This window comes from Candidatus Kapaibacterium sp., assembly GCA_025059875.1.
In the GTDB taxonomy this organism is placed as follows: Bacteria; Bacteroidota; Ignavibacteria; order Kapaibacteriales; family HRBIN21; genus HRBIN21.
The window spans coordinates 52,676-73,321 of the sequence record JANXCT010000004.1; the positions used below are offsets into that span (position 1 = coordinate 52,676).

Annotated in this window: 15 protein-coding genes; 4 read left to right on the forward strand and 11 right to left on the reverse strand. The window is 58.9% G+C overall.

Going from position 1 to position 20,646, the window contains the following annotated elements:
• Nucleotides 1-3 precede the first annotated feature (3 nt).
• Nucleotides 4-528, reverse strand: a complete 525-nt coding sequence (locus tag NZ960_05920) for a hypothetical protein (GenBank protein MCS7177136.1) — start codon at nt 526-528, stop codon at nt 4-6.
• 69 nt (nt 529-597) lie between these two features.
• Between NZ960_05920 and NZ960_05925 the strand changes: the two genes are divergently transcribed.
• The gene (locus tag NZ960_05925) at nt 598-1,887 is read left to right on the forward strand and encodes a hypothetical protein (protein ID MCS7177137.1); all 1,290 of its coding nucleotides are present in this window, start codon (nt 598-600) and stop codon (nt 1,885-1,887) included.
• Here the strand turns inward: NZ960_05925 and NZ960_05930 are convergent.
• The 7 genes from NZ960_05930 to NZ960_05960 form a co-directional block, all read right to left on the reverse strand.
• Nucleotides 1,876-3,972: a thiamine pyrophosphate-dependent enzyme gene (locus tag NZ960_05930; GenBank protein MCS7177138.1), complete on the reverse strand. Its 2,097-nt coding sequence runs from the start codon at nt 3,970-3,972 to the stop codon at nt 1,876-1,878. The two genes, NZ960_05925 and NZ960_05930, sit on opposite strands and share 12 nt — an antisense overlap.
• Before the next feature lie 83 nt (nt 3,973-4,055).
• A complete protein-coding gene (gene ade, locus NZ960_05935; GenBank protein MCS7177139.1) occupies nt 4,056-5,696 on the reverse strand; it encodes an adenine deaminase in 1,641 nt (546 codons plus the stop codon).
• A gap of 109 nt (nt 5,697-5,805) precedes the next feature.
• Nucleotides 5,806-7,806: a T9SS type A sorting domain-containing protein gene (locus NZ960_05940; GenBank protein MCS7177140.1), complete on the reverse strand. Its 2,001-nt coding sequence runs from the start codon at nt 7,804-7,806 to the stop codon at nt 5,806-5,808.
• Nucleotides 7,807-7,831: 25 nt separating this feature from the next.
• Nucleotides 7,832-8,686 (reverse strand): 3-hydroxyacyl-CoA dehydrogenase NAD-binding domain-containing protein, encoded by an 855-nt coding sequence (locus NZ960_05945; protein MCS7177141.1) that lies wholly within the window; start codon nt 8,684-8,686, stop codon nt 7,832-7,834.
• A 4-nt stretch (nt 8,687-8,690) separates the two neighbouring features.
• On the reverse strand, nt 8,691-9,902 hold the full coding sequence (kbl, locus tag NZ960_05950; protein MCS7177142.1) for a glycine C-acetyltransferase: 1,212 nt from the start codon (nt 9,900-9,902) through the stop codon (nt 8,691-8,693).
• 32 nt (nt 9,903-9,934) lie between these two features.
• On the reverse strand, nt 9,935-11,473 hold the full coding sequence (locus NZ960_05955) for an amidohydrolase (protein MCS7177143.1): 1,539 nt from the start codon (nt 11,471-11,473) through the stop codon (nt 9,935-9,937).
• A 3-nt stretch (nt 11,474-11,476) separates the two neighbouring features.
• Entirely contained in the window at nt 11,477-11,824 is a 348-nt protein-coding gene (locus NZ960_05960) for a 4Fe-4S dicluster domain-containing protein (GenBank protein ID MCS7177144.1), read from the reverse strand.
• Nucleotides 11,825-12,001: 177 nt separating this feature from the next.
• Between NZ960_05960 and NZ960_05965 the strand changes: the two genes are divergently transcribed.
• Genes NZ960_05965 through NZ960_05975 form a run of 3 tightly spaced genes read left to right on the forward strand, consistent with a single transcriptional unit; the run spans nt 12,002 to nt 16,091 of the window.
• Nucleotides 12,002-13,429 carry a sugar transferase gene (locus NZ960_05965; protein ID MCS7177145.1) on the forward strand — a complete coding sequence of 476 codons (1,428 nt, stop codon included), beginning with the start codon at nt 12,002-12,004 and terminating at the stop codon, nt 13,427-13,429.
• Nucleotides 13,430-13,434: 5 nt separating this feature from the next.
• Nucleotides 13,435-14,481, forward strand: a complete 1,047-nt coding sequence (locus NZ960_05970) for a Gfo/Idh/MocA family oxidoreductase (protein MCS7177146.1) — start codon at nt 13,435-13,437, stop codon at nt 14,479-14,481.
• On the forward strand, nt 14,478-16,091 hold the full coding sequence (locus tag NZ960_05975; GenBank protein ID MCS7177147.1) for a hypothetical protein: 1,614 nt from the start codon (nt 14,478-14,480) through the stop codon (nt 16,089-16,091). Before NZ960_05970 ends, NZ960_05975 begins: the two co-directional genes overlap by 4 nt.
• On the opposite strand, the gene rpsA is transcribed toward NZ960_05975, so the two are convergent.
• From rpsA to NZ960_05990, 3 genes are all read right to left on the reverse strand, one after another.
• Complete coding sequence (rpsA, locus tag NZ960_05980) at nt 16,085-18,040, reverse strand: 30S ribosomal protein S1 (protein MCS7177148.1); 1,956 nt, start codon at nt 18,038-18,040, stop codon at nt 16,085-16,087. The genes NZ960_05975 and rpsA overlap by 7 nt on opposite strands.
• 111 nt (nt 18,041-18,151) lie before the next feature.
• The gene (locus tag NZ960_05985) at nt 18,152-19,495 is read right to left on the reverse strand and encodes a cytochrome c family protein (GenBank protein ID MCS7177149.1); all 1,344 of its coding nucleotides are present in this window, start codon (nt 19,493-19,495) and stop codon (nt 18,152-18,154) included.
• Nucleotides 19,492-20,604 (reverse strand): SUMF1/EgtB/PvdO family nonheme iron enzyme, encoded by a 1,113-nt coding sequence (locus NZ960_05990; GenBank protein ID MCS7177150.1) that lies wholly within the window; start codon nt 20,602-20,604, stop codon nt 19,492-19,494. The genes NZ960_05985 and NZ960_05990 overlap by 4 nt, the downstream gene beginning before the upstream one ends.
• Nucleotides 20,605-20,646: the final 42 nt, after the last annotated feature.

Consider the following 20,646-nt stretch of genomic DNA (forward strand, 5'->3'; position numbering starts at 1 on the left):
AGTTCACTGCTGCCCGCGCTGCCAAGCCCGCCAGAGCCGCCGCAAGTGCTGCCAAGTGTACGGAAAGAGGAGCGACGGCGAGAGGTTCTGGACGTACCGATACTGCTGCTCGATCGGCAAATGACCAAACACCTTATACCGCCAGCTCTGCTCCCCCAGCCACGATCCGAGGACGTATCCAAAGAGCACGTAGCTCAGATGTGCCTGATAGAACACCAACGAGAGCTGCAGCCAGTGCGCTACCAATCCTGAAAGCCCCAGTGCTCCTAACAGTAGGCACATCTCCCATCCCTCGATGGCGAGGCGGTAATACGAGTTCCTTAGCAATCGCCGCTGCTCTCGCAGCCACGCTAGCGTAATGCCACAGCCTAAGCCTAAGAGTCCGATTGGGATGGCCAGGGCTAGCTCTACACTTGAGGCAAACAGTCCCACCACGGTCCCCTGTAGCACCAACACGGCAACATACTTTCCCGTCCGCTGCCGAACCTTGTGCTCAAGGACCGCGGCGATGACTTGCTGAGAGAGCATCACAGAGACTTCGCTGGCGGCTGGCAAATTACATAGCTTCGAGGCTATCCTGTCCGTCATCGGAAGACAATGCCTACTGCACTGTGGTTCTACGAAATTGTGCTCCGCCAGGCCACGAGCCTCGCCCGCCTCTCTCCGCAGCTACGCCTCAAGGCCAAGGCGCGAGAAGAATGGCACCGGCACCTTCGAGAGTTGCAGGATTGGAGCCGTACTGCCCCGCATCCCCGCCTTTGGGTCCATTCTGCGTCTGCAGGCGAGTTCGAGCACGTCCGCCCTGTGCTACAACTACTACGGGCACGTCTCCCTCGGCTGCCGGTCGTCCTAACTTTCTTCTCTCCCTCTGGCTACGAAGCCCACAGAGCAACCCCCTTAGCCGACAAAGTCCTCCTACTTCCCCCAGACCTCCCTGACAGCAGGTACAGCTTCCTAGCGGCCTTGCAGCCAACGGCTGCTGTCTTCGTGCGATATGAGCTGTGGTTGGGCTACTTAGCTACTCTCCATCAGCAGCGAGTCCCTACGTTCCTCGTAGCCGCTACCTTCCCTCAGAGCCCGCTCTGGAGGCTACCTGCGGCACAGTGGCTGCTGAGACAAGCTCTCAGCAGCTTCCAGAGAATCTGGGCGTTGAACGACCAAGAGGCCGCAGCATTCCGGCGCCTCGTTCCTGAAGTTCCGGTGAGGGTAGTCCCAGACCCGCGGTATGACCGCATCTGGCAGGCTGCCCACCAAGAGCCCCGCGTATGGCTGCCGGAGGCCTTCCGCCATCCAGGTTCATTCTGCCTAATTGCTGGCAGCACCTGGGAGGAGGATCACCGCCTCCTGGCAGGGATGCTCCGCTACCTACCGAACGACCTTCGCCAACGGCTTGTGCTCATCATCGTGCCCCATGAACCCAACCCAGCCAGGGTTACGGCGCTGCTCCGCCTCTTCCGCGGAGCACACCGCTGGACGGAAGTGTCCGACACCAGCCCAGGAGTGGTTGAGCAAGGCCCCCAGGTTCTTATCGTTGACCGTTTCGGGCTCCTACTCCATCTCTACCGCTTTGCTGACGTGGCGTATGTCGGCGGTGGCTTCGGCCACGGCGTCCACAACCTCGCGGAGCCGGCAGCATACGGCATCCCGCTCGTCTGCGGGCCAAGGGTTCGGAAGTCCCCTGATGCCCACGCGCTCTTGTGCACTGGGGCCTTGACGATCGTTCGCACCGAACAGCAGCTTGCAGATTGGCTCTATGCCGTGTTCAGCAATCCTGAGGAGCGCCAGCGGTTGGGGACCGCAGCTCAGAGACTCTTGCAGCAGCGCGGTGGGGCCGAGTCTATCGCTACCTCCTTAGCAACAGTGCTCAGCGGACTCTCAGAAGCGTAAGAGCTGCTCCAATGCAGCAGCAATTCGCTGCACGGTCGGCACCACAGCGTCCATGAGCCGCCGATTGTACGGGATCGGACAGTCCGGCGAGGCTACTCGCTCCACAGGGGCATCCAGCCACTGGAACGCCTCCCGCCCGACAGTAGCGGCAATCTCCGCACCGAAACCGCACGTGAGCGTATCCTCGTGGACGATGAGGCAACGGTTCGTCTTCCGCACCGACGCTAACACCATCTCCACGTCCCATGGGACAATCGTCCGCAGGTCTATCACTTCGGCATCCACCTGGAGCTGCTCCACCGCCTCCAGGACCCGGTAGAGCATTGCCCCCCACGTAACGACCGTGATGTGGCGTCCACTTCTGACAATCGCAGCACGGCCGAACGGCACAATGAACCCATCCCCCGGGTATGGGCGCCGTGCCATGGGCGTATCGTACAGGGCTCGGTGTTCTAAAAAGAGGGTTGGGTCGTGGCCACGGAGCGCCGAGCGCAGCAACCCTACGGCATCTTCGGCATTGGAAGGGAAAGCAATACGCCAGCCCGGCGCGTGAGCGAAGACCGCCTCGCCACAGACGCTATGCCACGGATCCCCGGTGACCTTGCTAAACCCCACGGGGATGCGCACCACCATCGGGGCCGCATACCGCCCGTTTGTCCTCCACCGTATAGTGCCGCAGTCGTTGAGCTGCTCCGTGGCAGGATCAGCATACTTGCGAAACTGAATCTCCGCCACCGGCACCAAGCCCGCTAGCGCCATGCCGACGGCACGTCCAATGATGCCCTCCTCCGAAAGCGCAGTATCAAATACTCGGTCGGCACCGAACTTCCGCTGCAAATCCATTGTAGCCCCGTGAACACCCCCCTTGACGCCAACGTCCTCGCCGAAGACAACCACCCTCGGGTTGAGCTCTAACTCCCGCTCTAAGGTCCGGCGAATGGCCTCCACCATGTTGATTCGCGGACCAGTCGGTCGTGCCTGCGTCGTACCAGTTGGCAGATGCTGCCCTTCGGGCAGTATACCACCCACCTGCTGAGGAGCATCGGGGTCGAAGAAGAGGAAGCGACACACCGAGCTTGGCTCCGGCTCAGGCTGCGCCAGTGCTGCAGCCAAAGCTGCCGCGACCTCTGCCTCTACTTCCTGCTGGAGCCGCTCCCACTCAGACTTCGTCAGCAGTCGCTTGCGGAGTAGGTAGCGCTGGAGGCGTATGATGGGGTCCCGCTTCTGCTCTTCCTGACGCTCCTCGGCCGTCTTATAATAAGCCTGATTGTCGGCGCTAGAATGGCCGCAGAGCCGCGGGACGTAGACCTCCACGAGCGCAGGACCAGCCGCAGAGCGAACGAAAGTGACTGCTTCCGCAATGCCCTGTAGCGCAGCCTCTGGATCGGTACCATCCAGCTCCCACAGACGGAGCTCACCGAATGAACGGAGATTGGGAGCGATCCGCCCACCCGGCGTCTGGAAGCGAGAAGGGACCGAGATGCCGTAGCCGTTGTTCTCAACGAAGAAGAGCATCGGCAGACGGAGCGTCGTCGCCATCGTCAAGGCCGACCAGAAGCCGTTGGTGGCAACGGAACCGTCTCCCCCCAGAGCAACTGCGATGGCCCCTTCCCACTCCGATTCCCGCAAGACTCGGCTCCGGTAGAGAATCGCCTGCGCCCACCCAGCAGCCGGTGTATACTGTGCCCCCACGTCTCCGCTGGCAGGGAGAACAGTGACGCCACGCCGCGGAGGCATGTTGAACACTACCCCAATGTCCCGCCCCCCATTTGGACTCCCGGTGCGCCCAAGGGAGCCAGCAAACGCCTCTTCTGCCGTCAGTCCAGCAGCCAGTAGAAATGGACGCGAGCGATAGTACACCGTTGCCCCATCGTGAGGATGGCGGAGATGCAGTCCAAGAAGGACCTGTGCCAGCTCGTGCCCCTTTGCGGAAAACTGATATGTAATCTTGCCAGCCGGCAGGAGCTCCTGCTCTTCCCGTTCGTCAATGCGACGCGATAGGAGGACCAATCGAGCCACCTCTTTCCACAAGGCCGCATGGCTGCTTCGGACTTGAGGGAACGCTATGGCTGTCTGGCTGTCCATGGCACGTTGCTGGACGCTCCTGGTGCTTGCATAGCACAAACTTAGGGCTTCCACCCTGCAAGCAATGCTGAGCTACACGCTCCCTACGACTCTGGGCATAGTGAGGTGAACTGGAACGCCCTACCGTCGAACAACCCCCGGTCGCTAAGCTTCAGCGCTGGGATGACGAGGAGTGCCATGAACGACAGCGTCATGAACGGTGCCCGAAGCGAAGAGCCCAACCGCTTAGCGGCAGCCTCCAGCATTGTGTAGCGCTGCGCCACCGTCGTGCCCTCCTCTGAGCTCATGAGCCCAGCGATATCCAACGGCAAGACGTCTACGCGCTCCCCTTCGGCAACCGCCAAGCCGCCTTGGTGTCCAATAACCGCGTTGAGAGCTCGGCAAAGCTCAGCGTCACTTGCTCCGACGGCGATGAGATTGTGCGAGTCATGGGCAACACTCGAAGCGATCGCCCCACGGCGGAGTCCAAAGCCTCGGACGAAGGCTACCGCCAGCGGAGCTTCCTTGTAGCGATTGACCACCACCAGCTTCAAGATATCACGCTCCACATCGGGCACGATCTCCCCATCCCGCAATGGGGCAGGGAGCAGCAGCTCGCCCGTGACGAGCTGACCATCATACGCCTCAATGACCCGGAGAGTCTCTCCACAAGCAGACACCCGAAGCTCTCCTTCTCGCACTCGCCGTTGGACGAACCGATTGACAACCGGTGCCCTACGGAACGGTAGGAGACTCTCCCCCTCTCGTGCCACGCAACGCCCACGCACGTACGTTGCCAACACCCGAAAGTTCCGGAGGTCCTCCACCACGATGAAATCAGCCGAATCCCCTGGCCGCAGGAGTCCGATAGGCAACCCGTAGTGCTGGACTGGATGCAAGCAAGCTGCTCTCAAGACATCAAAGAGGTCGTACCCGAGTTCGACCGCCCGTCGAACTAGCACGTTGATGTGTCCCGCCGCAAGGGCATCGGGATGAAGGTCATCGGTGCAGAACATACACCGATCTGGATGCAAGCGCAGTAGCGGGTGGAGGGCATCGAAGTTCCGTGCTGCCGAGCCTTCGCGGATGAGGATCTTCATACCCGCTTCGACCTTGTCCAGCGCCTCCTCCAGCGTGAAGCACTCGTGATCGGTCGTAATGCCGGCCGCAGCATATCGGCGGGCCTCATTCCCCCGCAATCCCGGAGCGTGCCCATCAATCGGGCGTCGGTAAGCGCGTGCAAGCTCCAGCTTTGCTATCACTTCAGGGTCTTGCGCTAGAACGCCTGGGAAGTTCATCATCTCACTGAGGTACGGCATACCCTCCTCAAACAGTATTCGCAGCTCCTCCACGCTGATCTCGGCCCCGGCTGTCTCAAAGCGTGTTGCCGGCACACACGATGGGGCCCCGAACCAGAAGACGAAGGGTACCTCTGCTGCTGTCCGGAGCATGTACCGTACCCCTTCTATCCCCAGAACGTTGGCGATCTCGTGCGGATCGGAGACCGTCGCCACCGTCCCATGGATGACCGCCAAGCGCGCAAACTCTGGTGGCGGCAAAAGCGAGCTCTCTACGTGGACGTGGGCATCCACAAAGCCTGGTAGGATGTACACCGACGGCACTTCTGAGGCAGAGCGGTACGTTACAGAGGCAATCTTCCCCTCCTCCACCACCACCTCTGCTGGTACGATTCGCCGTTCTACGACGTCAACGACAAGCCCGGCTATTTGAACGGCCTCTTCCATCTCAACTCGCTGTCCCCTGCTGCATCATCGTAGCAACCGAACCTAGACAAACTGAGCGGGCGCCACCCCGTTCTAGAGACGGCGCCCGCTGCCAGACTGCTTTGTCCACTCAAGGTAGCACTACCACCGGCTGTATGGCGACCGCACTCCCGTTGCGGACGCGCAGCACGTAGGTACCTGCAGCGACCTCGGAGACTGGCAGAATCACCATCTGTGACCCTGGTGCCAGCACGAGCTCCCGTGTCCAGAGCCGCTCCCCACTTGCTGCATAGAGCTCCACGGAAGCATGACCCCCAGGAGCGTCGCTGACGAACAAACGTAACTCCCTGCCCACCGGATGCGGCGAGACACGGACCTGAAGCTGCCGATGAATGGTTGCTGAGGGTTCCTGGACCGAGACAACCCCGGAGAAGGTTGCAATCGTGACGTACTGCTTCTCCAGCAGCTGTTGCTGGCTGTTGACTAGACGCTCCAAGAGCGTCGGGTAGACAAACGTGTCAATCGCCGTTTTGACCATCAACAGTGGAACTTGCCGGAGGTCATTCGGCACAATCGGGGGAATCCATGCCAACTTGTCCCAGATTGGGGTCTGGGTGATATTCACCGGATCCGACCACTGTCCATTGGGCAGCTGGCGGGTCGAAATGTAGACGTCCGTCGTCAAGAAGGTATCCGGCGCAGCACCATCACCGTCAATGTCTACTTGGGCAACATAGACAGTGCCCTCTATCCACTTGGCTAGTAGCTTGGTACCGTCGGCTGTTCGGCTGAGCTGCAGCTCGTTGCCGACTTGGGTTGAAGCGGGAGAGTTGGGGTCAGCAATGAGCGCCAGGGAGAGCCATGAGCGGTCTGCAATCTTCCGTAGCGTCCAGTTGCCGTTGTCGTAGGTGGCTTCAACCATCTGAGCTGCCCGCTCCTCCAAGGGTTTGCTGCCGTCGAACTCGAATATCTGGAACGCGATGCTGACTTTGCCGTTCCCGTAAGCAGCGAAGGCCTTCGGAATAGCAATTGCACCCCCTTGCCCGGTCTGCAGTCCGAAAGGAACTACCACCGAATCCGGCATTGCCCCCTGCTGGAAGGCGTACTCCCGAATCGCAGAAGGCTGAAGGAAGGTCGGCCCCCGCCAGCTCTCCCCACCGTCTGTGGAGAGGAAGAAGCCTACTGTAGGCAAACCAGGGTCATCGGCATCCACAAAGCGCCCGAAGACAGCATAGACGAGGTTACCGACGTCATCTCGGGCAATCCCAATAGGGACGTTTGCCCGGTAGCCCGGCTGTCCAGGATCACCGAACAAAGTACTCCGCCATTCTTCCGGAACGAAGCCGAATGCTGGAGCAGCAAAGTCTTGGAGCCGCAGTCCCACGTAGTTCTGTTCAGCTGTAGGCACCCCATCTGGGGCAACGAGCGCACTTAGAGTCAACGCCACATCTCCAGCGCGCGTCGCTGTGATTCTGGAGTCCGTGCCCCATGTGTAGCGGTACTGCCGTCCCTGGATAGTCACATCCACGCCATCGTTGAACCAGCTCTGCACATCGTTAGAACCAAGGTACGTGAAGCCATCCCGAAAGCCCCTCCAGGCCGTCCCATCCGTCACCGGGCTAGCGAAGACCAGTATCAAGTCCTGTGGAGAGGTGACGGTGTTGTTAGGGTTAACCAAGTACCCACTAGGGTAGCGCGGCAGCTGGTTGGTTGGAGCATTCCCGTCAAAAAGCCGGATGGGCTCTGACCATGACTGCCCTCGGTTGGTGGAGTAACGGTAGTAGAGCCGATTGCCATCACCTTGGGCAGCAGCCCCTACTCCACCACGCTTAACCGTAACGAGCACATCGCTGGTAGGATCCCACCACACGGGTTGCTGCTGCCAGGAGTAGTAGGAAAAGGCGTTGACGAGCGAGTCAAAGATGAACTCTTGGATTGCTGCTGGCGTCTGCCCATTCCGGAAACTCAGTGGGAGCGAAGGGACCTTCCACGCTATTGCCCGTGAGGCACCTAACTGCTCCGGCTCTTGGGCCCTCGTTTCCTTCTGAGAAGGTCCAGGCACGACGATGAGCTGTTGGGCTACGGTGCTCATTATCCCTAACAGGAAGCCGATCGCAACGCTCGTCTGCATCTGTGCTGCTCCTATATGTGGAACGTCACCCTTGGTCGTCGTACGAGTAAAAGCCATGCCGCACTTTACGGCCCAATAAGCCAGCGTCAACATACTGCTGCTGTAGCGGCGATGGTGCAAAGCGAGGCTCATGGAAATGCTGCTCGTAGATAGAGCGGGTCACCTCCAAGTTCACATCCACACCAATCAGATCCATGAGCTCAAACGGCCCCATTGGAAATCCAGCACTCCGCATGAGCCGATCTACCTGCTCTACCGTCGCTGCTCCCTCGGCTACTATCCGAAGCGCCTCGTTATAGTAGTTGCGCGCCACCCGGTTGACGATGAATCCAGGGACATCCCGTACTACCACCGGCGTCTTTCCTAGTCCCTGGACAAAGGTCAATGCACGCTGCAGGGTCTCATCAGAAGTGCGAGCGCTACGGACGACCTCCACTAAACGCATCACATGCGCTGGATTGAAGAAGTGGAGTCCGATACAACGCTCGGGGTGGTGCAGGACTGAGGCTAGTGCTGCAATGGAGATGGAGGAAGTATTGCTTGCGATGATGGTGTTTGGGCTGATTCCTAGGGATTCCAGTGCCCGGAACAGGTCTTGCTTTGCAGCCCGATTCTCCACAATTGCCTCGATGATGATGTCACACCGAAACAGCTCCGCCAGCGTAGGAACCAGCTCGAGCCGACGGAGGACATCTTCCACAGGCTCGCGGAGCCGACCCTTTGCGTAGCCTTTCTCCAGCTGCTCCCGGATATCTTTCTCAGCATTTCGTAAGGCATCCGAGCGGATGTCGTAGAGGAGCACGCGGTGACCGGCTTGCAGGCAGGTCACCGTAATCCCCCGTCCCATCGTCCCAGCACCGCAAATCCCGACGGTATGCATCGGCTCAGTCCCTCAGCACCCCCATTTCCCGCCCAACCTTGACGAACGCTTCCACAGCGCGCTCCAACTGCTCCTGCGTGTGGGCTGCAGAAATCTGAACGCGGATCCGTGCCTGCCCTCGAGGCACAACAGGATAGGAGAAGCCCACCACGTATATTCCCTCCTCCAGCATCCGACGGGCGAAGCTATGCGCCAAAATCTCGTCGTAGAGCATAATGGGCACAATCGGATGATCGCCAGGCTTGATGTCGAAGCCAGCCTCCAGCATGTGCTGCCGGAAGAAGCGTGTGTTACGCTCTAAGCGATCCCTCAACTCCGTCGTCTCCGACAGTAAGTCGAACACCGCAATCGCCGCCCCAACCACCATCGGAGGCAGAGAGTTACTGAATAAGTATGGCCGAGAGCGCTGCCGCAGCATTTCGATGATTTCACGCCGCCCTGTTGTGAAGCCCCCGATACCGCCTCCTAAGGCCTTGCCGAGCGTACCCGTGATGATATCCACCTTGCCGATAACCCCATAGTACTCGGTCACCCCACGGCCCCGCTTACCGACAAACCCCAAAGAGTGGCTCTCGTCCACCACTACTAAGGCACGGTAACGCTCAGCAAGCTCACAGATGCGGTCCAGCGGGGCCATGTTCCCATCCATAGAGAACACAGCATCCGTGGCTATCACCTTAAAGCGCGCTCCCTCGGCCTCTGCCTGCCGGAGCTTCGCTTCCAAGTCAGTCATGTCGCAGTTCTTGTACCGATAACGCTTCGCCTTCGTTAGGCGGATACCGTCAATGATGGAGGCATGGTTGAGCTCATCAGAAATGATAGCGTCCTGCTCCGTGAAGAAAGGCTCGAAGAATCCACCGTTTGCGTCAAAACAGGCAGCGTAGAGGATGGTGTCCTCTGTGCCGCAGAATTCCGCAATCTTACGCTCCAGCTCCCTGTGCAAATCCTGGGTGCCACAGATGAAGCGGACGCTGGACATTCCAAAGCCATGGGTGGCCATTGCCCGCTTTGCGGCTTCTATAATCCGGGGATCTGCCGAGAGTCCCAGGTAGTTGTTGGCACAAAAGTTCAGAAGCTCGCGTACTTGACCATTCCAGCGAACTCGGACTACCGGCCCTTGGGGACCTAGGATTTCTCGCTCCTCTTTGTAGAGCCCTGTCTCCCGAAGGACTGCTAACTCTCGCTGGAGGTGTTCCCGAAAGGCTGGGTCGTACATTGGGCATCCCTTTATGCTCGGAGGCCACAAATTTACATATGCCGCGACACCCAGCGTCGCTCCCCAGCCACGTAAACGGCAACGACGCCAATGGAGGCTATTTCTTCTGGCGGCATCTCTGCCGGATTTGCGTCCACAATGACGAAGTCGGCATCATACCCCGGAAGTAGCAACCCACGACGATCTTCCATCCCACTGGCATAGTGGGCCCACGTCGTGTAAGCTGCCAGGGCCTCGTCAACCCTCAGGCATTCTTCTGGCATCCACGGAGCGGCTTCGCTTGGCGGTCGGCGCGTGCAGAATGCCGAAATGCCGGCCAGAACGTTCGGTGGCTCTACCGGGAAATCAGAACCAGCGGCAAGGGGAAGGCCAGCCTCGAGCAGACTACGCCACGGATACGGGATGCTCGCCCGCCCATACCCCAGCCGTCGCCGAGCCATGGGAGCGTCGTGGACACAATGCAGAGGCTGGACCGAAGCAATGCAGCCAGCCTCTACCATTACTGGAATGTCCTCCGGATGGACGAGCTGGGCATGTTCTATTCTCAGTCGCTGTTCGAGCTCCCCAATACCTCGCTGACGGATTGCCGCGTAGACGTGAGCCACCTGTCGGTTCGCCGCATCCCCAATGGCGTGGATTGCCACGTGCCACCCCACCTCCATGGCCTTTGCAACTGCTAACTCCAAGCCCTCTGTGGTAAACAGGAGAAAGCCCTTGTGCGACTCGAAGTCGGCATATGGTTCGAGTAATGCTGCTCCATACGATCCCAAAGCTCCGTCAGCGTAGAACTTGACCCCGCGGAGTTGAAAGAACTCCCCTGTTGCTGGAAGCAGCCCTGCTTGGGCCCACTCCCCTCGCTGAGCCCGTACGTAGCTCTGTACGCGGATGGACAGGTGTCCCGCTTGGGCCAACTCCTGGAAGATCGGAACCCACGCTACGTCAACGTCCATGTCGTGCACTTCGGTGATGCCGTATTGAAGGAGCTGGGCAGTCGCTCGTAGGATAGCCTGCCGTACTTCTTCCGGGCTCGGGGGAGGAATACACCGTAGTACGAGCTCCATCGCAGTATCTACCAATACCCCCGTGGGCATACCCGAGGCATCTCGAACGATGAGCCCACCTGAGGGGTCTGGGGTTTCAGCGGTAATGCCCGCTCGGCGCAGTGCCTCGGAATTCACCCAGAGCGCATGTCCATCAGTCCGGGATAGAGCAACGGGTACGTCAGGGAAGAGTGTATCCAACACTGCCGCGGTCGGAAGGACTGCCGGCGCCCACTCTTCATGGTTCCAGCCGCGTCCTACCAGCCACTCCCCACGGTTCGGCTCCCAGCAGCGTAGCACTTCTAAGCATTCCTCCGCGCTACGGCACCCCTGTAGTCGGGGCTGGACAAGCTCCAGGCCGAAGTGGACGATGTGACCGTGAGCATCTACGAAGCCAGGTAAAATCCAGCATCCCGGATAGTGCACCCTCCCGGCCTCTGTCTCTACAACGACCTCACCTTCTGCTGGGCTGAAGTCCCAGATCCGACCACCGCGAATGCGGAGCCACAACTGCTGTGCCTGCAGAGCCACAGCTTAGACCCGAACGCGTCCGGGATCTATCTGGTCGAGATAAGCCTTCTTTGCCTCCAACTGCTCCCGAGTCTCCGGTGCCAACGGATCCGGCAAACAGCAGTCAACTGGGCAGACCGCGGCACACTGGGGCTCGTCGTAGAACCCAACACATTCTGTACACTTGTCCGGCACAATAAAGTAGTACTCCTCCGACCAGAAGTCTCGCTGATAGCCGCTCGGAGAGTATGATCCCCGATACGTCTGGCCTCCCAACGTCCACTCAGCACCGGGCTCGTAGATGGCGGTATTCGGACACTCGGGTTCGCAGGCCCCGCAGTTGATGCAGTCTGCTGTTATGTAGAGTGCCATTGCTAGGTGCACCTTGAATGTTGTAGCCCAAAATTACAACTTGCGGCTCCTTCCAATCCACCATTGGCGGAAGGCTCCTCGTATCCGCGGCATTCCCTAATTTGCAGTTAGGCAGTAGGGGGAGGTGGGGGGCAGAGTTAAACTGTGAGGGCCGCTTTGGCGGGCTTGAAGAGGCTTATGCGAGCTTTCCCAAGATACCCGGCATACAAGCTGGTGCTGGCTGTCGGGGATTACCTCTGCATCCTAGGGGGCTACAGCATAGCTGTAGCTGCTCTGGCGCATGGCTTCGGACGCCCCGATGCCTGGACGCTACTACAGCAATGGCAGCCGTGGATAGCTTTCGCTTGCTTTGGCCTACTCTGGCTTGTCATCCTCCAGCACAACGGACTCTACAAGCTCCGCTCTATCCGCTCATCGTCACGGCAGACCGTGCTCATACTCCGCTCCGGATTCTACGCGCTCGTTGGCTTTGCCGTCATCGCCTTCTTCCTGCGACCTCCGCACTGGTTAGATAGCCGCCTTATTACGGGGGCAACATTCTCCGCAGGGCTCTTCCTCCTCCTGGGATGGCGCCTTGTCGGGTTCCGACTGTTGCAGCGCTTGCTGCTGCGCAATGCTCGCTTCCAACGCCGCACAGCTATCGCCGGCACAGGCGCACTAGCGCAGCTCATTGCAGAGCGTCTCCTCGTTGATGACAACCATGACTACAAACTCGTAGGCTTCCTTAGCGATCTCCTACCTCCCGGAACTCCAGTGTTGAATGGTTACCATGTTCTCGGCTCTTGGCGCACTCCAAGTACTGATGCGACCATTGAGCACGTCATCTACGCCGAGCCTCGGCTGTCTCCTGAAGAGCTATTGGAATCTGCTGCTAAGTGGATTCAGCGGAATGCGACGGTGTCTACAGTAGCTGAGCTTTACCCTACACTGATCCCCGAGCAGATGATGGACGACGTTGCTGGCTTACGGTTCGTTTCCTTCGCTGGAGCAGGTGCTCGCTACCCTTTCCTCTTGCTGAAGCGCATCTACGACACCGTCATCGCTGCGAGCATTCTCTTGCTTTGTCTCCCCCTCTTTGTGGTCATTGCAATTGCCATCAAGCTGGATTCACCCGGCCCTGTCTTCCATCGGCAGCAGCGGATAGGTCGGTACGGCAAGCGCTTCCTGATGTACAAGTTTCGGACAATGGAAGTGGGCGAAGCTGCGTACCAGGAGTGGGCTGAGAGCATCCAAGAGCACATTTCCGCTAATAAGCCCTTGCGGAAGATTGTGCCCCAGCAACGCCTCACCCGTGTTGGCCGCTGGCTACGACGCTGGAGCCTAGATGAGCTGCCTCAGCTATGGAACGTACTACGTGGCGAAATGAGCCTCGTTGGTCCGCGGCCGTTGCTCCCTAAGGAGGTTGCATACTTCCCTGAGTGGCAGCGCTGGCGCCATCTCATCCTGCCTGGCTGCACGGGGCTGTGGCAGATCTCTGACCGTTCCCATACTTTTGTACAGATGCTCCTGCTGGATATCTACTACGTCCAGAATGCGTCTCCATGGCTTGATCTCTACGTCGTGCTGAAGACAGTCCCATACATGCTCCGAGGGCAGAACCGCTAACACCCATGGTCGTCGCTGTTGTAGGCTGTGGGTACTGGGGGCTAAACCTTATCCGCAACTTCCTCCAGTTCCAATCCGTAGATACTGTCATCGCTTGTGACCTCGATGAGCACCGCTTGGAAACGGTCCGGCAGCGTTTCCGGTGGATTCGGACCTCTGCTGATCCCTTCTCCGTTCTTACTGATCCGACCGTCGATGCCGTTGCCATTGCAACCCCGGTTGCCTCCCACTTTGAGCTAACTCGCATAGCACTGCTCCATCGCAAGCACGTCCTAGTGGAGAAGCCCATGGTGCGCCGCGCCACCGAGGCAACAGAGCTCCTCACCATTGCGGAGGCCCAAGGCCTAACACTCATGGTCGACCATACGTTTCTCTTCACGGATGCTGTCCAAAAACTTAAAGAGCTCCTCGTGCTGGGAGAGCTTGGAGAGCCTCTCTACTTCGATTCAGTGCGTGCTAATCTAGGTCTCTTCCAACCCGATGTAAACGTCGTTTGGGATTTGGCTTCACATGATGTCTCCATCCTTCTCTATCTCCTCGATAGCGAGCCCCCAACCGCCGTTTCTGCTGTCGGCATTCGACATTACTATGAACTAGAAAACTTAGCCTATGTGACCGTATACTACAACGACTCCTTCTTGGCGCATTTCCACGTGAATTGGCTTTCCCCCGTTAAGATCCGCACAATTTGCCTGGGAGGCTCTCGCCGAATGGCCGTCTACGATGATATGGAGACAAGTGAGAAATTACGTGTCTACGACCGCGGCGTGGAGATTACCTCCAAGGAGGGTGAAGAACGACTCCGCGTCCAATACCGAGCTGGGCAGATGTACGCTCCTCCACTTCCCAACCATGAAGCCTTGGGACGGGTCATCCACCATTTTTTGGAATCCATCCATACAGGCCAGCGGCCGATTAGCGACGGATACTTTGGACGGGCCGTAGTTAGCATCCTCGAAGCTGCCGAGGAATCGCTTGCGCGCCATGGACAGCGCGTCCCTCTGTGTCCAGACCTGGTCTCCTACCCGACCCCCCAGTTACTGTCGCTATGAACTCATACCGCCTGTTCCCCTTGCTCCTCTGGACCGTGGGCGGCTACTGCTTGGCGCAAAACGTAGACCCCGCCTCTGATCCCTGGACCTATGAAGCTGCCTTTCGGCAAGTCCTCCTGGGCAATGCTCCCCTGCAGAGCATCGTCCTCTGGCCTATACCCCTTGCAGAGGTCGTCTCGCTCCTGCCGCAGAACGAACATCCCGCTTACGTCCTCTGGTACAACTCTGCCTCCTCCGTAGGCTCGCGCTTCCTCCCCCAAATTGCCCGCCACCGGTTCCTTGCTACAGTTGCTGACACTGGCTTCCAGATGCTCCTGAACGCCAACATTATGCTCCGTGGTGGTGCTGTCCGATATGGGGATACTACCAGCACTCCTCTCTTAGCCCGCCTGGGAGGGCAGGCCTTCGTGCGGTATGGTGCCAACGCTGAAGGATTTGTGGACATCTCCAACGGAGCACGGTTCGCTGGTTCTCCAGAAGCAGCACTCCGGATTGACCCCAGTCTGGGGCGCACGCTGAAGTTCACCATTGAGGCGCGCCGCTACTTCGACCGTTTCGCAGGCTACCTCCAGCTACGGTGGGGCCAGGCTAGAGTACGCTTAGGGCGAGAACCTTTGAGCATCGGCTATAGCCCGATTGACAATCTCATCCTCTCGCCAGTTGCCCCAATGCTCGACGGCATCCTCCTGGACATCGCCCACGGCCCCTTCCGGTTCTCTTACCTCCATGCGGCGGCAGAGGGGACCGATACCGCAGGACAGCCTGTGCAGTCGAAGTACATTGTCCTCCACCGAGTAGGATGGATGCCGCTATCTGCTCTCTGTGTGGCACTCTACGACATGGTTGTCTACTCCGGCCGAGGCCTAGACTTTGCATACCTCAATCCCCTCGCGTTCTTCGTTTCCGCAGGTCTTCAGACAGCCGAGCGGAGTAACCGCGATAACTCTCTGCTAGCCCTGGAAGTAGCGCTCCGCCCTCAGCCGCGCGTACTCCTCTACGGAACGCTGTTGGTAGACGACCTGAACTACTCCACCCTCTTCGACACCTCTGTCGCTGGCAACACCAACAAGTTCGGCTTTCAGCTCGGTGCAGCGACTCTCCTGCCAATTGGCCAGCACGGTATGCAGCTAGCGGCGGAGTACGTACGGCTCGGGCCATTCGTGTTTTCACATCGGACGATTGTCAATTCGTGGACACATCTGAACGCACCTCTGGGCTACGCAATGCAACCCAATAGCGACCGATGGGCTCTGCAGCTTCGCTATTGGTTGGCTCCCCGAGCCACATTGACTCTGAGCGCTGATTACACTCGGCACGGAGAAAACCTCCTCGGCCCTGACGGAAAGGTCCTCACGGAGATCCGCAACGGTGAGCGGCTTCCCGTCGGCAATGTCGGTGGAGATATCCTCCGGGGTGACGGTGACATGTTAGCCCCCAATCGCTTCCTTCGAGGGAAGCGGAGTGATGCCCGTCGCTACTCCGTAAGCGCGGCGATAGAGGTAGTACCGAACGTCGTACTGCTCGTGACTGCTAGTTACCTCAATCGCACCGGCGGATCGAATCCTCTAGGGCAACTATGGGGCAGCGCAGAGCTCAGGCTCGGCTACTGAGCCGCGCTACTTTGTGGAGAATCTGTGGAGTCAGGGTCTGCTTGCTCTGACTGACTATACCCATCTGCAGCAGACGTTTCCTCCGACGCAGTAGCAGATGCTTTCGCCTCCTCCAGCCCTGCATCCGAGCTGTCAGCCTTCTTTGCCCTCTGTCGCTTCTGGGTCGGCCTAGACTTTGAGGAAGCTTCTGCAGCAGCTTCCTTCTCTGATGCGCCCAGGGACGGTGACTCTATGAAGGCGCTCTTCTCGGCCCCAGGAACTGGGTGCTGTGCATTGTAAGCATCGATCGTTGCCCGATCCTTTGTGCGCAGGTACTCCACAACGGAGAGCACAATCTTCCGCGCTTCCCGATCAAATTCTACGACCTTCAGCGGCAAGATGTCCCCCACCTGGAAGTAGTCTGGGATTGAGGGCACTGGCGCAAAGGAGAGCTGCGATGCTGGGACGAAGCCATCAACACCATCAGGAAGCTCAACGATAACACCTCGCTGCAGGATGCGCTCGATTCGTCCCTCTGTTTCAGCCCCCACCTTGTACTTCTCAGCGAAGTACTCCCACGGATCAGGCTGGAGCTGCTTGTGGCCCAACGCAATTCGGCGCTGTTCCGGATTTACCTCCAACACCACGACCTCTAACTCTTGACCACGTCGGACGAGCTCTCCTGGGTGCCGAACCTTCTTCGTCCAGGAAAGGTCGCTGACGTGCACCAATCCCTCCACGCCGGGCTCCAGCTCAACGAAAACGCCAAAGTTGGTAATGTTTCGCACAATCCCCTTGTGGCGGGACCCAACAGGATACTTCTTCACCAGTTCCTGCCATGGATCGGGCTGGAGCTGCTTGAGTCCCAAGGCCAACTTCCGCTCCTGCTTATCAATGCTCAGCACCATCGCCTCTACCATCTGCCCCAGCGAGAGCACCTGGGAGGGGTGCTTGATGTGCTGCGTCCATGACATCTCACTGATGTGAATCAGCCCCTCTATGCCCTTCTCAATCTCGACGAAGGCTCCATAGTCCGTAATGCTGACAACCTTACCGCGGACGATGGTACCTGGCTGGTACTTGTCACCAATCGTCTCCCACGGATGCGGCGTCAGCTGTTTGATACCAAGGGAGATTCGCTTCTTCTCCTCGTCAAAGTCGAGGACGACGACTTTGACCGTCTGGTCGAGGGACACAATCTCACTGGGATGGTTAACGCGCCCCCAGGAAAGGTCTGTGATGTGCACTAGACCATCCACTCCGCCCAAGTCCACGAAGACTCCGAAGTCCGTAATGGCCTTCACTGTACCCTCCAACACTAGCCCACGGTCTAGCTGGTTCAGGATGCGCTGGCGCTGTTCAGCAATCTGATCCTCAAGGAGGACCTTGCGGCTAACCACAACGTTCTCCCCGGGCTGATTCAGCTTCACGATCCGCACCTCTATCGTCTTGCCAAGCCAAGCGTCAAAATCACGCACCGGACGGATATCCACCTGTGAACCTGGCAGAAAGGCCTCCATTCCCATGAAGTCAACAACGAACCCCCCCTTGACCCGCCGCATGATTGTGACGGGGACGGTCTGCTGCTGCTCGTAGAGCTCTCTGGCTCGCTCCCACGTGCGTAGGAGTTCTGCTTGGCGCCGCGACAAGATGGCTCGTCCTTCGTTGTCTTCTGCCTTTTCCACGAAGACCTCTATCTCCTCCCCGATTTTAGGATCGCTGCTGAACTCACGCCGTGGCACAACCCCCAAGGACTTTGCTCCAATGTCAATCAGCACCTCATTCTTGGTGGTGCCTACCACCCGCCCCTTGACAACCTCGCCCTCTCGCAGCCGGGAGAGTGTGCCTTCGTACAGCTTGGCCAATGTAGCATCGTCAATACCTGCCGGCACAGCTCCGCCTTCTAAGAGCTCTTCCAAAAGGCGCTGTCGCTGATACGACGGGGGTGGTGTGCCTGTCAGGCTCTCCATGCACTACAACCTTCGGCGATTAGTGGTACACACAGATTGAGAACGCAGCCTGTTCCTCAAGGCTCCAGGAAAAGCAACGCAAATTAAGCTTTTTGCGCCAAAGCTCAGGTATCACCGAATCCGAACTTCACGCCGCTCCCACTCCATATCGAAGATCGGAAGCCGCTCTACAAGGTGCTCTAGCCCGAGTGCCCGCAGGAGATACGGTGGAAGTGCCCGGAAACGGAGACGGACCGAGACCTCCAAACCACGATCGCGGCGCCATCCCCCTGGTGGAGGAGCGATCGTGTAGACGGCCGTCCGCGTGTCGAAGGCAGGGATGGTCCGAAACTCCACCGCATGAGCTTCCCAGAAGAAGGCCGGTTTGCCATTCCGGAGTGCCGTACCGTTGAAGAGCACCAGGCTCGTATCCAGAGGTGCGCGACCATTTTGGACGTCCAGACTGTGAAGCGTCCGCAAGTCTCCATGGGAGTCTAAGGTCCCGCTCTCGTACACCACTCGCCCAGTCGTCGCTTCGCGGACGATGACTTCTAGCCACATTTGCCGCATGAAGATAGAGCCGGTGGGGATATCATGGCCCGTAATGTTATTCGCCAGCACAACACGGATACGCAGCGCACTATCTCGATGGAGCTCTGAAGGAACTGTCAGCAGCATCCGAAGAGCATTCTGGAGCATGTATTCGACGGCTTCCATCATTTGCTCCCGCCCTGGGAAGTCCGAGAGCGGAACGTCCACTCCAGGCATCAAGTGACTGTGGCGACGACGAGTGGGACCATTCGGTACAATCGGCTCAGGTGTCCAGGGCATATGGCAGACCTGGCATGTAATCCCTCGGCCGGGGTACGTGCTTTCACGCCACTCCGTGTAAGTCCGCTCCACCAACACCCCTAACGGATTGATGACATCATGACAAGGCGCACAGGCTTCAGACTGGGACAGGCGTGGCTCGTACTCAGAGCGGTGGAAGGAATTTGGCAGCGGATCCGGAACATTCCCTATACGGGTTCCATCCAGACGGAAACGCACAACACTCCGCCCCGGCGGGTGAGGGAGTGCCATCATGTGACAGACATCACACGTAACTCCCTGCCGGGCAAGCTGAGAGAGCTGCTCCTTCCGTACTCCCGGCGACGTCTCCCCGAAGAGTGAGCCGAACGGAGTATGGCAGCGCATACAGAACTGGTCATCAACGACTTGTTGTCCTCGGAGCATCAGCTCATTGAGTGCATGGAAGACGGGATCCTCGACTGCGTAGGCGTGCATGGAGATGCGCCACTCTTCGTAGTGTTTCGGATGGCACGGCTGGCACTGCTCCGCTACAGCTACCAATCGACGCAGGGCCTCAGCCGTATCGGGCTGCCCCGCAGGACGCTGAGGAGCTGCAGGCTGCTCTCTCGAGCACCCGCTCCATACAACTGCCCCTACTACGGCCACAATGAGCCATCCAATCATATTCGCGATCTCACCAAACGAAACCCTACCGCTGGCCCACGGTACCACGGAGAGAAAGGCATACGCGCAGCCGAACGCACGACAAAGCTCCCCGTACTCCAGGCTCCCCCACGTACGACCCGTCGGTCTCCCGATGGCGGCCCTGCTGGATCCTGAGCTGGCGTAGAAGTATACGCTGTACTACTGTACCAATCCCAGCACCACTCCGCAACATTCCCGAGCATGTCGTAAAGCCCAAAGCCATTCGGCCGCTTCTGTCCCACAGGATGTGTTCGGTCGTTGCTGTTCCGGCAGTACCATGCAAGCTCTTCAAGGAGCGGTTCTTCCTCGTCGCAGCCGCCCCAAGGCTGGCGGAGGTCGCCTGCGTATGTATCGGTTGTCGTACCTGCGCGGCAGGCATATTCCCACTCTGCTTCCGTCGGAAGACGGTAGCCGTTGGCCGTGCGATCCCATATGATGGAGTCACCACTACGGAGATAGCATGGTCGCAGACCATGCCGCAGTGACAACCGATTGCAGAAGTCTACGGCCTCCCACCACGTAACGTTCTCCACCGGTCGCCGAGGATCCCGAAACCAGCTAGGATTGTAGCCCATCACTGCCGTCCAGAGCGCCTGAGTAACCTCAGTAGTACACACCCAGATTGGGACGGTCAGCTCTACCTCTCGGACTGGCTGTTCAGCAATGTCCCGCAGAGAGCCCTGTTGGAAGCGACCCGCTGGAAGCAACACCATCTCTGGCGGAGGCGGGGTCGGACGGATGTTCGCTATCAACGTACCCACGGCCCAGAGAGCTCCCGTGCTCTGGTCGAAGAGGCGCGCTACCACCGTGTACGTCCCTGCTTCAGAGAAGCGATGGCGTGCCCGGTCGCTCCCGACGACAACGAGTTTCGGAGACCCATCTCCGAAGTCCCACTCGATCCGCCACCATGCAGGCTGACGGGCTGTTACAGCAACGAACTCATACTCTTGCCCCGGTTCTCCCTCTGTGCCTCCTAGCAGCGTCGTCTGGAGAATGAGGCTCCGGTCTGGTGGTAGCCAGAGCTCGTCTACCGCGCTCTCAGCGCAGCCGGCCAAGCACCCCAAGACACCGAGAACAACCCACCACATGAGGAACTCCCTACCACCAGAAGTAACGACTAATGAAGAGGC